Origin of the sequence: Microbispora triticiradicis (genome assembly GCF_005864065.1) — a bacterium.
In the GTDB taxonomy this organism is placed as follows: Bacteria; Actinomycetota; Actinomycetes; order Streptosporangiales; family Streptosporangiaceae; genus Microbispora; species Microbispora triticiradicis.
Map to the genome: position 1 here is coordinate 480724 of NZ_VANP01000004.1, position 12174 is coordinate 492897.

The 12174-nt window shown below is 74.4% G+C and carries 15 protein-coding genes; 13 read left to right on the forward strand and 2 right to left on the reverse strand.

What is annotated here, in order from left to right; translation table 11 throughout:
* Nucleotides 1–46 precede the first annotated feature (46 nt).
* The gene (locus tag FED44_RS37275; RefSeq protein WP_244301901.1) at nucleotides 47–439 is read right to left on the reverse strand and encodes a 4Fe-4S dicluster domain-containing protein; all 393 of its coding nucleotides are present in this window, start codon (nucleotides 437–439) and stop codon (nucleotides 47–49) included.
* Here FED44_RS37275 and FED44_RS37280 point away from each other — a divergent pair.
* Both FED44_RS37280 and FED44_RS13605 read left to right on the forward strand, forming a co-directional pair.
* A complete protein-coding gene (locus tag FED44_RS37280; RefSeq protein WP_244301902.1) occupies nucleotides 428–664 on the forward strand; it encodes a hypothetical protein in 237 nt (78 codons plus the stop codon). The two genes, FED44_RS37275 and FED44_RS37280, sit on opposite strands and share 12 nt — an antisense overlap.
* 374 nt (nucleotides 665–1038) lie before the next feature.
* Nucleotides 1039–1458, forward strand: coding sequence for a cellulose binding domain-containing protein (locus tag FED44_RS13605; RefSeq protein WP_117408191.1), 420 nt, complete (start codon nucleotides 1039–1041; stop codon nucleotides 1456–1458).
* Between the two features lie 25 nt (nucleotides 1459–1483).
* Here FED44_RS13605 and FED44_RS13610 read toward each other — a convergent pair whose 3' ends face one another.
* The gene (locus tag FED44_RS13610; protein ID WP_117408190.1) at nucleotides 1484–2272 is read right to left on the reverse strand and encodes an IclR family transcriptional regulator; all 789 of its coding nucleotides are present in this window, start codon (nucleotides 2270–2272) and stop codon (nucleotides 1484–1486) included.
* Between the two features lie 84 nt (nucleotides 2273–2356).
* Between FED44_RS13610 and pobA the strand changes: the two genes are divergently transcribed.
* The 11 genes from pobA to FED44_RS13660 all read left to right on the forward strand — a co-directional run bounded on the left by pobA (nucleotide 2357) and on the right by FED44_RS13660 (nucleotide 12108).
* A complete protein-coding gene (pobA, locus tag FED44_RS13615) occupies nucleotides 2357–3544 on the forward strand; it encodes a 4-hydroxybenzoate 3-monooxygenase (protein ID WP_138460840.1) in 1188 nt (395 codons plus the stop codon).
* Nucleotides 3541–4329: a CoA transferase subunit A gene (locus FED44_RS13620; protein ID WP_244301903.1), complete on the forward strand. Its 789-nt coding sequence runs from the start codon at nucleotides 3541–3543 to the stop codon at nucleotides 4327–4329. Before pobA ends, FED44_RS13620 begins: the two co-directional genes overlap by 4 nt.
* Nucleotides 4330–4953 carry a CoA transferase subunit B gene (locus FED44_RS13625; RefSeq protein WP_138460841.1) on the forward strand — a complete coding sequence of 208 codons (624 nt, stop codon included), beginning with the start codon at nucleotides 4330–4332 and terminating at the stop codon, nucleotides 4951–4953.
* Complete coding sequence (locus tag FED44_RS13630) at nucleotides 4950–6125, forward strand: thiolase family protein (protein ID WP_138460842.1); 1176 nt, start codon at nucleotides 4950–4952, stop codon at nucleotides 6123–6125. The genes FED44_RS13625 and FED44_RS13630 overlap by 4 nt, the downstream gene beginning before the upstream one ends.
* Nucleotides 6122–6802 (forward strand): protocatechuate 3,4-dioxygenase subunit beta, encoded by a 681-nt coding sequence (gene pcaH / locus FED44_RS13635; protein ID WP_138460843.1) that lies wholly within the window; start codon nucleotides 6122–6124, stop codon nucleotides 6800–6802. The genes FED44_RS13630 and pcaH overlap by 4 nt, the downstream gene beginning before the upstream one ends.
* Nucleotides 6799–7344: a peptidase associated/transthyretin-like domain-containing protein gene (locus FED44_RS13640; RefSeq protein ID WP_138460844.1), complete on the forward strand. Its 546-nt coding sequence runs from the start codon at nucleotides 6799–6801 to the stop codon at nucleotides 7342–7344. The genes pcaH and FED44_RS13640 overlap by 4 nt, the downstream gene beginning before the upstream one ends.
* 121 nt (nucleotides 7345–7465) lie before the next feature.
* Nucleotides 7466–8617 carry a 3-carboxy-cis,cis-muconate cycloisomerase gene (pcaB, locus tag FED44_RS13645; protein WP_244301904.1) on the forward strand — a complete coding sequence of 384 codons (1152 nt, stop codon included), beginning with the start codon at nucleotides 7466–7468 and terminating at the stop codon, nucleotides 8615–8617.
* Entirely contained in the window at nucleotides 8614–9372 is a 759-nt protein-coding gene (gene pcaD / locus FED44_RS13650; protein WP_187406028.1) for a 3-oxoadipate enol-lactonase, read from the forward strand. The genes pcaB and pcaD overlap by 4 nt, the downstream gene beginning before the upstream one ends.
* Nucleotides 9369–9749 (forward strand): 4-carboxymuconolactone decarboxylase, encoded by a 381-nt coding sequence (pcaC, locus tag FED44_RS36380; RefSeq protein WP_182881162.1) that lies wholly within the window; start codon nucleotides 9369–9371, stop codon nucleotides 9747–9749. Before pcaD ends, pcaC begins: the two co-directional genes overlap by 4 nt.
* Nucleotides 9746–10771, forward strand: a complete 1026-nt coding sequence (locus tag FED44_RS13655; protein WP_138460845.1) for a carbohydrate kinase family protein — start codon at nucleotides 9746–9748, stop codon at nucleotides 10769–10771. Before pcaC ends, FED44_RS13655 begins: the two co-directional genes overlap by 4 nt.
* Nucleotides 10768–12108, forward strand: coding sequence for an MBL fold metallo-hydrolase (locus tag FED44_RS13660; protein WP_138460846.1), 1341 nt, complete (start codon nucleotides 10768–10770; stop codon nucleotides 12106–12108). The genes FED44_RS13655 and FED44_RS13660 overlap by 4 nt, the downstream gene beginning before the upstream one ends.
* The last annotated feature ends 66 nt before the right edge of the window (nucleotides 12109–12174 follow it).

Genomic DNA, 12174 nt, shown 5'->3' on the forward strand with positions numbered 1-12174 from the left:
GTGGTGGCGTGGTAGGTCCGGTAGATCCGCACCAGTTCGGGGGTGCTCATGCCGCCAGTTCCTCGGTCACGTCGATCCCCACCGGGCACCACGTGATGCACCTGCCGCAGCCGACGCAGCCGGACATGCCGAACTGGTCGATCCAGGTGGAGAACTTGTGGGTCAGCCACTGGCGGTAGCGGCCGGAGTTGGAGCCCCGCACCGGCGTCCCGTTGACCTCCGAGAACTCCAGGGTGAAGCAGGAGTCCCAGCGCTCGACGCGTTCGGCCGTGCCGTCGGCGAGGGACGTGGAGTCCTCGACCGTGGTGCAGAAGCAGGTGGGGCAGACCATCGTGCAGTTGGCGCAGGTGAGGCAGCGGGCGCCGACCTGCTGCCAGCGCGGCGAGTCGTGCGCGGACAGCCGCTCCTGGATGCCCTCGGTGTCCACGTGGCGGCCCATGCGCCCGGCGCGAGGAAGACCCGGTCCTGCACGCCGATCGCCGCCAGGTCGCAGGCCCGCACGCCGAGCAGGGCGATCCGGGGCGCCTCCTCCTCCGCCTCCTCGATCCGCTCGCCGCGCATGCGGAAGAGCGCCTGGCGGGGCGGCTGGGTGTACCGCTTGGCCGAGTCGGGGCTCGCCGCGAACGAGAAGATCATCTCCTCGCCGGTCTCCCGCAGCCGGTAGCGGCCGGGGTCCTGGTCGTCGGTGACCCCCCGGGGCAGCCGGCCGGCCGAGGCGATCTCCTCGAAGCGGATCGCGCCGTCGCGCACGACCGGGCCCACGACGGCGAAGCCCCGCGACCGCAACCCGGCGATCAGCGGTTCCAGAGAATCGATCACGACGGCGTCCATGGCGGCCCCCTCGCCGCTGCCTGTGATGCCCCTCGCACTCACCGTACGCCTGCCGTACCGGCGGATGAAACGTTCACCCGCGTACCGGCGCTACCGCGCGTACGGAGCCCGAGGCCATGACATTCCCCGTCGGCCGTGATCACAATCCGGAGGAACGTTCATCGAATCGGCCGCGGGGACACCCCCTGGCCGGCGAAAGGAGAGGGAATGGCACGGCGGTATCGTGAAACCGGTTTCACCCGGCGGGGCGCCTGGATCGCCGCGGCGACGCTGGCCGCGGCCGCGGTGGTCGCCGCCCCCGCCCCGGCGAACGCGGCCTCGGCGTCCTGCTCGGTCAGCTTCCCGACCGTCCACAGCTTTCCCTCGGGTTTCGTGGCGGACGGCAGAGTGGTGAACACCGGGACGACCACCCTGAACGGCTGGCGGATCTCCTGGACCTTCACCGGCGACGAGAAGCTCTTCTCCCTGCTGACCACGAGGTGGACCCAGACCGGGCGGAGCGTCACCGCGACGAACGTGTCCTGGAACGGCACCATCGCGCCCGGGGGGAGTTTCGCCGTCACCGCCAACGGCTCCTCGACCGGCGGCACGTTCGGGATGACCGGTCTCACCTGCACGCCGCTGTGACGCCCGGGGTCCGGCACCCCGGCCGTCAGGCCCGCGCGACGGCGGCCCGGTAGTCGGCGGCGATGCGGGCCGCGACGGTCAGCAGCGGTTCGACCAGGCGGGGCAGCTCACGCACCCGCCGTGAGGACACCACGATGCCGACGGCCGCGACGGGCCGGTAGGCCTGCCCGTCGGCGGGCGGGCCTCCGGCCAGCACCGGCGCGGCGGCCGAGCACGAGCCGAGCGTCATCTCCTCGTGGGTCGTGGCGTACCCCTGGGCGCGCACCTGGGCGAGCTCGCGGGCCAGCCGTCCCGGCTCGGTGATCGTGTGCGGCGTCGGCCGCTCCAGCGGCCGGGACAGATAGGACGTGACGAACCATCCCGGCTCGTAGGCCAGCAGGGCCTTGCCGACGCCGGTCGGGTGCATCGGCAGGCGGGAACCGGTCCGCGACAGGATCGGCACGGCCCGCTTGCCGTACACCTTGTCGACGTAGAGGACCTCCAGCCCGTCCCGCACGGCCAGATGGACGTTCTCGCCGGTGCCGCCGAACAGCTCCTGCAGCCAGGGATGGGCCACCTCCTGCAGCGGGTCGGGGGCGAGCTGCCCCAGCTCCCACAGGCGGCGGCCGATCTGGAAACGCCCGTCGGCGCCGCGGCGCAGGGCCCGCCACTCCTCCAGCTCCCCCGCCAGCCGGTGGACGGTGCTGAGCGCCAGGCCGGTGCGTTCCGCGATCTCCGTCAGCGTGAGCCGCGCGTGCCGGGCGTCGAAGGCGCCGAGGATCGCCAGCGCCCGGGACGTCACGGAACGCCCGGGGTCACGTGCGCCGCCGGCCATGTGACTCCCTCTTCCACTGAACGGACTTCCACTGGGCGGAAGCAAAGCCTACGTGACACGGCGGGCGCCGCCGATGCTTGGGCCATGCGAACTCAGGTCGGGATCATCGGGGCGGGGCCGGCCGGCCTGCTGCTCTCCCATCTGCTCCACCTGCGCGGGATCGAATCGGTCGTGCTGGAACGCCGGAGCAGGGAGTACGTCGAACGGCGGGTGCGGGCCGGGGTGCTCGAACAGGGCACGGTGGACACGCTCGTCGAGGCGGGGGTGGGCGAGCGGCTGAAGCGGGAGGGTCTCCCCCACCACGGCATCGAGCTGCGGTACGGCGGAGCGGGCCACCGGATCGCCTTCGAGCGGCTGGTGCCCGGCCGGTGCATCACGGTGTACGGCCAGCAGGAGGTCGTCAAGGACCTCGTCGCGGCGCGGCTCGCGGCCGGGGGCGACGTCCGCTTCGAGGTGGACGACGTGCGGGTGCACGACGCGGCGACCGACCGGCCGTACCTGACCTTCACCGGCTCCGGCGGCGCGGCACACCGGCTGGACTGCGACGTGATCGCGGGCTGCGACGGCTTCCACGGCGTGTCCCGGGACTCGATCCCGGACGGCGTGCTGACCGAGTATCGCCGGGACTACCCCTTCGCGTGGCTCGGGATCCTCGCCCGGGTGAAGCCGTCGTCGGAGGAGCTGATCTACGCGCGGACCGAGCGCGGCTTCGCCCTGCACAGCATGCGCTCCCCGGAGATCAGCCGCTTCTACCTCCAGGTGGCCCCGGACGAGGACGTCGCCGCGTGGCCCGACGAGCGGATCTGGGCCGAGCTGCGGACCCGGCTGGAGACCGTGCCCGGCTTCGCCCTGGCGATCGGCGAGATCGTCGAGAAGAGCGTCACTCCGATGCGGAGCTTCGTGGCCGAGCCCATGCAGTACGGCAGGCTGTTCCTGGCCGGGGACGCGGCCCACATCGTGCCGCCGACCGGCGCGAAGGGGCTTAACCTGGCGGTGGCCGACGTGCGGGTGCTGACCGAGGCGCTGGCCCGGTTCTTCGCCGGCGGCTCCACGGAGGCGCTGGACGGCTACTCGCGGGCCTGCCTGCCCCGGGTGTGGCGGGCGCAGCACTTCTCGTGGTGGATGACGACGCTGCTGCACACCTTCGACTCCGACGACGCCTACGCCCGGCAACTGCAGGGCTCCCATCTCGACTACGTCACCTCCTCGGACGCGGCGGGTACGACGCTCGCGGAGAACTACGTGGGCCTGCCGTACGAGGAGAGCCTGTGACCACAAGCCCTGTGAACAGCCCTATGGACAAGGTGGTGGCGAGCGCCGCGGAGGCGGTGGCCGACGTCGGCGAGGGCGCGTCGCTGGCCGTGGGCGGCTTCGGGCTGTCCGGTGTGCCGTCGGTGCTGATCCGCGCGCTGCTGGAGCGCGGCGTCGGCGGGCTGCACGTGGTGTCGAACAACTGCGGCACCAACGGCCGGGGCCTCGGCGAGCTGTTGGCCGCCGGCCGGATCGCCCGGGTCACCGGCTCGTACGTCGGGGAGAACAAGGAGTTCGCCCGGCAGTACCTCGCGGGCGAGGTCGAGGTGGAGCTGATCCCGCAGGGCACGCTGGCCGAGCGGCTGCGGGCGGGCGGCTGCGGCATACCGGCCTTCTACACGCCTGCGGGGGTGGGGACGATGGTCGCCGAGGGCGGGCTGCCCTGGCGTCACCACCCCGACGGCAGCGTGGCCGTGGCGTCGCCGCCGAAGGAGGTGCGCGAGTTCGACGGCGTGCCGTACGTGCTGGAACGCGGCATCGTGACCGACTTCGCGCTCGTCAGGGCGGCGAAGGGGGACGCGTACGGCAACCTCGTCTTCGCGAAGGCGGCGCGCAACTTCAACCCGCTGGCGGCGATGGCCGGGCGGGTGACGATCGCGGAGGTCGAGGAGCTGTGCGACCTCGACCCCGACGAGGTGCACCTGCCGGGGGTGTTCGTCCGGCGGGTGGTGCCGCTCACCCCTGAGCAGGCTGCCGACAAGGGCGTCGAGAAGCGCACCGTGACACCCGCGTCGAAGGAGGCTTAGGTGGCCTGGACCCGTGACGAGATGGCCGCGCGGGCGGCCCGTGAGCTGCCCGACGGCGGCTACGTCAACCTGGGGATCGGGCTGCCGACGCTGATCCCCGGTCACCTGGACGGCCGGCGCGTGGTGATCCACTCGGAGAACGGCGTGCTCGGCGTCGGCCCCTATCCCGCCGAGGACGCGGTCGACCCCGACCTGATCAACGCGGGCAAGGAGACGATCACCGTGCTGCCCGGGGCCGCGTTCTTCGACTCGTCGCTGTCGTTCGGCATGATCCGCGGCGGGCACATCGACGTCGCCGTGCTCGGCGCGATGCAGGTGTCGGCCCGCGGCGACCTCGCCAACTGGGCCGTCCCCGGCAAGATGATCAAGGGGATGGGGGGCGCGATGGACCTGGTACACGGCGCGAGACGGCTGGTCGTGCTGATGGAGCACACCGCGAAGGACGGCACGCCGAAGATCGTGCCGGAGTGCACGCTGCCGCTGACCGGCCGGGCGTGCGTCCACAGGATCATCACCGACCTCGCCGTGGTCGACGTGACCCCGGAGGGCCTGCGGCTGGTGGAGACCGCGCCCGGTGTCACCTCCGGCGAGGTGCGGGCGAAGACGGGAGCCGAGATCGCATGAAGGACGTGTTCATCGCCGACGCCGTGCGGACCCCGATCGGGAGGTACGGCGGCGCGCTCGCCGGGATCCGCCCCGACGACCTGGCGGCCGGGGTGATCGGGGCGTTGCTCGGCCGGGCCCCCGGCCTCGACCCGGAGCGGATCGACGACGTGGTCCTCGGCGCCGCGAACGGCGCCGGGGAGGACAACCGCAACGTGGGCCGGATGGCCGCGCTGCTGGCCGGGCTGCCGGTCACGGTGCCCGGCTCGACCGTCAACCGCCTGTGCGCCTCCGGCCTGGAGGCGGTGATCCAGGCCGCCAGGGCCGTGGCCTGCGGCGACGCCTCCGTGGTGGTGGCCGGTGGGGTCGAGTCGATGAGCCGCGCCCCCTGGGTGCTGCCAAAGCCCGAGCGCGGCTTCCCCCGGGGCCACGAGCAGCTCTACTCGACGACCCTCGGCTGGCGGATGGTCAACCCGGAGATGCCGGAGCGGTGGACGGTCTCCCTCGGCGAGGCGACCGAGACGCTCGCCCGCAGGCGCGGCGTGAGCCGCGAGGAGCAGGACGCCTTCGCCGAGCGCAGCCACCGCCGGGCCGCCGCCGCCTGGCGGGACGGCCTGTTCGACGCGGAGATCGTCCCGCGGGAGGGGCTGTCCCGCGACGAGACGATCAGGGACGACACGTCCGCCGAGGCGCTGGCCCGGCTGAAGCCCGCCTTCGCCGCCGACGGCACGATCACGGCGGGCAACTCCTCGCCGCTCAACGACGGCGCCGCCGCGCTGCTGGTCACCGACGCCGACGGCCTCGCCGCGCACGGCCTGCGCCCGCTCGCCCGGGTGGTGTCCACCGGGGTCGCGGGCGTGGACCCGGCCGACTTCGGCATCGGGCCCGTCCCCGCGGTCGCCCGGGCACTGGGCCGGGCCGGGCTCGGCCTCGCCGACCTGGCGTCCGTCGAGCTCAACGAGGCGTTCGCCGCGCAGGTGCTCGCCTGCCTCGGCGAGTGGAAGGAGCTCGACCCCGAGGTGGTCAACCCGCAGGGCGGCGCGATCGCGATCGGGCACCCGCTCGGCTGCTCCGGCGCGCGCCTCGCGGGCACTCTCGCCCACCGTCTCTCCCGCACCGGCGGGTACGGCGTGGCGACCCTGTGCGTCGGCGTCGGCCAAGGACTGGCCCTGACCCTCGAAGGACTCCGATGACCCAGCCGCCCTACCTGTATTCCGGCTACGCGAGCACGGTCCTGCGCGCGCCGTCCCGGACGCCGCTGCCGATGAAGGAGGACCCGGAGGCGGCCGAGCTGACCGGCCCGGTCTTCGGCCACGAGGACGTCGGGCCGCTCGACGCCGACCTGACCGCCGGGCACGCGGGCGAACCGCTCGGCGAGCGGATCATCGTCACCGGCCGGATCCTCGACTCCTCCGGCCGGCCGGTGCCCCGGACGCTGGTGGAGATCTGGCAGGCGAACGCGGCCGGCCGGTACGCCCACCCGGTCGACCGGCACCCGGCGCCGCTCGACCCCAACTTCACCGGGGCGGGCCGGTGCCTGACCGACGACGAGGGCCGCTACCGGTTCGTCACGATCAAGCCGGGGGCCTATCCCTGGCGCAACCACCCGAACGCCTGGCGGCCGGCCCACATCCACTTCTCGGTCTTCGGCACCGCGTTCACCCAGCGCCTGGTGACGCAGATGTACTTCCCGGGCGACCCGTTGTTCGCGTTCGACCCGATCTTCCAGTCCGTCCCGGACCCGGCCGCCCGCGAGCGGCTCGTCTCCGCCTTCGACCTCGACGTCACCGAGCCGGAGTGGGCGCTCGGCTACCGCTGGGACGTCGTGCTGGGCCGCACCCCGATCGAGGCAGCACAGGAGGACGCATGACCACTCCCTCGCAGACCGTCGGGCCGTTCTTCGGGTTCGCCCTGCCGTACGAGGGCGGCTGGGAACTCGTGCCCGAGGGGCATCCGGGCGCGGTCACGATCACCGGCCGGGTGCTGGACGGCGCGGGCGAGCCGGTGCCCGACGCGCTGCTGGAGCTGTGGACCGGCGAGCCCGAGGGGGTCAGGCAGCGGGGGCCCGCCGGCATGGGGTTCGGCAACGCAGGCAGCGCAGGCAGCGCAGGATTCGGCAGAGGCGGGTTCGGCGGCGGAGGGTTCGGCCGGTGCGCCACCGAGCCCGACGGCTCCTACCGGTTCCGGACCGCGCCGCCCGTCCGGCCGTACCTCCCCCTGCTGGTCTTCGCCCGGGGGCTGCTGAAGCCGGTGCGGACCCGCGTCTACCTCGCCGACGTGCCCGACCCCCTGCTCGGCTCGCTGGACCCGGACCGCCGCGCGACGTTGCTCGCCCGCGCGGACGGGAAGGACGCCTACCTGTTCGACGTACGGCTGCAGGGTGAGCGGGAGACGGTCTTCCTTGATTTCTGACGCACGCTCAGATGCAGGTTCCGATTCAGGACCCGATGCGGCGTCCGATGCAGGGTCCGGCGCAGAGTCCGGCGCGGGCCCTGACCACGGCCTGCTGACGCCCGTCTGGGCGGGCACGGACGTGGCGGCGGTCACGGGCGACGGCGCCTGGCTGCGGGCGATGCTGGAGGCGGAGGTCTGCCTCGCGCGGGCGCAGGCCCGCCTCGGCGTCGTCCCCGAGCGGGCCGCCGCCGCGATCGCCGAGGCGGCCCGCCCGGAGCGGTTCGACGTGGCCGGCCTCGCCCGGCGGGCCAGGGACGCCGGCAATCCTGTCGTGCCGCTGGTCGAGGACCTGCGCGCCGCCGCCGGGGACGCGAGGAGGTGGGTGCATCACGGCGCGACCAGCCAGGACGTGCTCGACACGGCGGCGATGCTGGTGTCGGCGCGGGCCCGCGCGGTGATCCTGCCGCACCTGGACCGGGTGCTCGCCGCGCTCGCCCGGCTGGCCGCCGAGCACCGCGGCACCCCGATGGCCGGACGCACGCTCATGCAGCGGGCGGTGCCCACCACGTTCGGGCTGAAGGCGGCCGGATGGCTGCTCGGCTGCCGGGACGCCCGCGACCGCCTCGCGGCGGTGCGGCTGCCGGTCCAGCTCGGCGGCGCGGCCGGGACGATGGCCGGGTACGGCGAGCGGGCCCTGGAGCTCCTGCCGCTCTTCGCCGCCGAGACCGGGCTGGCCGAGCCGGTGCTGCCCTGGCACACCTCCCGCACTCCTGTCACGGACCTCGCCGCCGCGCTCGCCGCCGTCACGGGCGCGCTCGGCAAGCTCGCCGTCGACGTGATCCTGCTGGCGCAGAGCGAGGTGGGCGAGGTCGCCGAGCCCGCCGCGCCCGGCCGGGGCGGCTCGTCGACGATGGCGCACAAGCGCAACCCGGTGCTCGCCACGATGATCCGGTCGGCGGCGCTGCAGGCGCCCGCCCTGACGCAGATCCTGCTGGCGTCACGGGTGGCCGAGCACGAGCGGCCCGCCGGAGGCTGGCACGCCGAATGGCAGCCGCTGCGCGAGTGCCTGCGCCTGGCCGGCGGCGCGGCGGAGACGGGCGCGGAGCTGACCGGGGGCCTGGAGGTGTTCCCCGGCCGGATGCGGCAGAATCTCGATGAGCTGCTCGCCGTGCTGCGCGAGCACGGGGAGGACACCGGGGCCGGGCCGGCGCCCGCCCTGGTGGACCGCGCCCTGGAGTTCCATACCCGGGAGTCCCGTTCCCGGGAGCACCACGCGAGAGAAGACGGATGATCCCGCACCACCGATTCGACGGCCCGCCGGACGCTCCGGTCGTCGTGCTCGGCCCGTCGCTGGGCACGACGCTCGACCTGTGGGAGCCCCAGCTCGCCGCGCTCACCCGCACCTGGCGGGTCCTCCGTTACGACCTGCCCGGCCACGGCGGCTCCCCCGCCGCGTCCGGCTTCACCGTCGACGACCTCGCGGCCGGGGTGCTGGCACTGCTCGACCGCCACGCTCCCGGCCGCTTCTCGTACGCCGGGGTGTCGCTGGGCGGGGCTGTCGGGACCACCCTCGCGCTGCGCGCGCCGGACCGGGTCGCGAGCCTGGTGCTGTGCTGCACCTCCGCCCGGTTCGGCACTCCGGAGAGCTGGCGCGAACGCGCCGCCCTGGTGCGGGCGGAGGGCACCGGGCCCCTGGTGGAGACGACCCGGTCGCGGTGGTTCACGGCGGGCTTCCCCGGCGCCGGGCGCTACCTCGACATGCTGCGCGGCACCGATCCCGAAGGGTACGCCGGCTGCTGCGACGCCCTGGCAGGCTTCGACGTCCGCGACCGGCTCGGGGAGGTCCGCGCGCCCACGCTGGTGGTCGCCGGGGCCGAGGACCCCGTGACCCCGCCCGCGCACGCCGAGGTCCTGGCCGGGGGCATCCCGGACGCCACGCTGCTGGTGGTGCCGGATGCGGCCCACCTGGCCACCGCCGAACGGCCGGACGTCGTCACCGAGGCGATCGTCCGGCACCTGACCACCACCTCCCGGAGGACGGCATGAGCGACGACGACGGCATGCGGGTGCGGCGGGAGGTGCTGGGCGACGCGCACGTGGACCGGGCGCAGGCGGCGACCACCGAGTTCACCGCCGACTTCCAGGACCTCATCACCCGGTACGCCTGGGGTGAGATCTGGACCCGGCCGGGGCTGGACCGCAGGACCCGCAGTTGCGTCACGCTCACCGCCCTCGTGGCCCGGGGACAGCTCGACGAACTGGCCATGCACGTGCGGGCCGCGCGGCGCAACGGGCTCACCACCGACGAGATCAAGGAGGTCCTGCTGCAGACCGCGATCTACTGCGGGGTGCCCGCCGCCAACGCCGCCTTCGCCGTCGCCCAGCGCGTGCTGGCGGAGGGCCCGGGAGAGGACGCCGCATGACGTTCCTCGTGACGGGCGAGAGCCTCGTCGACCTGATCGGCGCGCCGGGATCGTGGACCTTCACCGCCGTGCCCGGAGGCAGCCCGCTCAACGTGGCGGTGGCGCTGGCGGCGCTGGGCCGGCCGGTGCGGTTCGCCGGGGAGACCGGCGACGACCTCTTCGGCGGCCTGCTCCGCGACCACCTGACCCGCCACGGGATCGGCGCCGGCGACCTCGCCCCGGCGGCGTCCACCGGCCTGGCCTTCGCCCGGGTGGGCGCGGACGGCTCGGCGTCGTACGACTTCCGCTTCGAGTGGCGGCTCTCCGCCCCGGTCGCGCTCGACGGGGTGACCTGCCTGCACACCGGCTCCCTGGCCACCCTTGTGGCCCCGGGCGGCGACCACGTCAGGGCCCTGATGCGGGCCGCGAAGGCGGCGGGCGTCACCGTCTCCTACGACCCGAACATCCGGCCCTCGCTGGCCGGCGACCGTTCCGCCGCCGTGGCCCTGGTCGAGGAGTGCGTACGGCTGTCGCGACTGGTCAAGGTGAGCGCCGAGGACCTGGACTGGCTCTACCCCGGCGAGCCCGGGCTCGACGTGGCGCGGCGCTGGGCCGGGCTCGGCCCGGAGCTGGTGGTGGTCACACGGGGCGGCGACGGCGCGGCGGCGGTGCTGCGTGACGGTCTCTCAGGTGCCGGGCTTTCGGGTGACGGGCTCTCAGATGACGGGCTCTCGGGTGAGGGGGTTCCGGGTGACGGAGTGATCACCTGCCTGGCCCCGGCCGTCGAGGTCGTGGACACGGTCGGCGCCGGCGACACCTTCACCGCCGCCTACCTCGACGCGCTGCACGACGACGCCCTGCACGGCAAGCCCCTGCCCGACGGCGCCCTCACCCCCGCGCGGGTGGCCGAGGCGCTGCGGCGCGGCTGCGCCGCCGCCGCGATCGTGTGCACCCGCGCCGGCGCGGTCCCTCCCACCCGGGCGGAGGTGAATTCGTTCTCCCTGGGTACGGGTCTGTCCCGAGCCGAGGAGGGACATACATGATCGAGATCATCGCCGTCGGCACCCCCTCCCTGGGCGACCGCAGCTACCTCGTCACCGACGGGGAGGTCGCCTTCGTCGTGGACCCGCAGCGGGACGTCGACCGGATGCTCCGCCTGGCCGAGCGGCGCGGCGTGGACATCCGCGGCGTCTTCGAGACCCACGTGCACAACGACTACGTCACCGGCGGGCCCGCCCTGGCCGCGGCCACCGGCGCGGACTACCACGTCAACGCGGCCGACCCGGTGGCGTTCCACCACTGCCCGATCCAGGACGGCGACGTGATCGAGGCCGGGGAACTGCAGCTGCGCGTGCTGGCGACTCCCGGCCACACGTTCACCCACCTGTCGTACGCGCTGGAGGTCCCGGGCCGGACGCCCGCGGTCTTCACGGGAGGCTCGCTGCTCTACGGCTCGACCGGGCGGCCCGACCTGCTCGGCCCGGAGCACACGGACGCGCTGGTGCGCGCCCAGTACGCGTCGGCGCACCGCCTGGCCCGTGAACTGCCCCCGGAGACGGAGGTCTACCCCACGCACGGTTTCGGGAGCTTCTGCTCGTCCGCCCAGTCGGAGGAGGTCACCGAGTCGACGATCGGCCGGGAGTCCAAGACCAACCCGGTCCTGACGCGGGGCGAGGAGGAGTACGCGGAGGCGCTGCTCGCCGGGCTGGACGCCTACCCGGCGTACTACGCGCACATGGCGGCGCTCAACCTGGCCGGGCCGGACGCGCCCGACCTGTCCCCGCCGCATCGGGCCGGCGCCGCCGAGCTGCGCCGCCGCCTGCGGGACGGCGAGTGGGTGGTCGACCTGCGGTCCCGCACGGCGTTCGCGGCGGGCCACCTGCCGGGGACGCTCAACTTCGGGCTCGACGGCGGCTTCGCCGTCCACCTGGGCTGGCTCATCCCCTGGGGCACCCCGGTGACGCTGCTCGGCGCGACGCCGGAGGAGGTGGCGGAGGCGCAGCGCGAACTGGCGCGGATCGGCGTCGACCGCCCGGCCGCGGCCGCCACCGGAGGCCCGGCCGACTGGGTCGGTGACGGCGGCGAGAAGCCCGCGTCCCTGCCGCTCGCGACGTTCGCCGACCTGTCCGCCGTACGCCGCGAGCGGCCGGTCGTGGTCCTGGACGTGCGCCGCCGCGCGGAGTGGCGCGAGTCGCACCTGCCCGGCGCGGTCAACATCCCGCTGCACGAGCTGCCCGCGCGGCTGGACGAGGTGCCGCCCGGCGAGGTGTGGACGCACTGCGCGACCGGCTACCGGGCGGCCGTCGCCGCCTCCCTGCTGGCCGCCGCCGGGCGCGACGTCGTCGCCGTCGACGACACCTACCCTCCCGGCACGGGGTGATCCGGACCGGGTGATTCGTACTGCCGGAGAGCGGACGTTCCACCCTGCGCATCCCGGCCGCCGGGG

What these genes read in the sequence shown, in the direction of transcription:
- FED44_RS13610 (WP_117408190.1), bottom strand. Translation starts at nt 2,272, where the DNA reads ATGGCCGGCGGCGCACGTGACCCCGGGCGTTCCGTGACGTCCCGGGCG.
- pcaD (WP_187406028.1), top strand. Translation starts at nt 8,614, where the DNA reads ATGATCCCGCACCACCGATTCGACGGCCCGCCGGACGCTCCGGTCGTC.
- FED44_RS37275 (WP_244301901.1), bottom strand. Translation starts at nt 439, where the DNA reads ATGGGCCGCCACGTGGACACCGAGGGCATCCAGGAGCGGCTGTCCGCG.
- FED44_RS13655 (WP_138460845.1), top strand. Translation starts at nt 9,746, where the DNA reads ATGACGTTCCTCGTGACGGGCGAGAGCCTCGTCGACCTGATCGGCGCG.
- pcaC (WP_182881162.1), top strand. Translation starts at nt 9,369, where the DNA reads ATGAGCGACGACGACGGCATGCGGGTGCGGCGGGAGGTGCTGGGCGAC.
- FED44_RS13605 (WP_117408191.1), top strand. Translation starts at nt 1,039, where the DNA reads ATGGCACGGCGGTATCGTGAAACCGGTTTCACCCGGCGGGGCGCCTGG.
- FED44_RS13660 (WP_138460846.1), top strand. Translation starts at nt 10,768, where the DNA reads ATGATCGAGATCATCGCCGTCGGCACCCCCTCCCTGGGCGACCGCAGC.
- pcaH (WP_138460843.1), top strand. Translation starts at nt 6,122, where the DNA reads ATGACCCAGCCGCCCTACCTGTATTCCGGCTACGCGAGCACGGTCCTG.
- FED44_RS13640 (WP_138460844.1), top strand. Translation starts at nt 6,799, where the DNA reads ATGACCACTCCCTCGCAGACCGTCGGGCCGTTCTTCGGGTTCGCCCTG.
- pobA (WP_138460840.1), top strand. Translation starts at nt 2,357, where the DNA reads ATGCGAACTCAGGTCGGGATCATCGGGGCGGGGCCGGCCGGCCTGCTG.
- FED44_RS13630 (WP_138460842.1), top strand. Translation starts at nt 4,950, where the DNA reads ATGAAGGACGTGTTCATCGCCGACGCCGTGCGGACCCCGATCGGGAGG.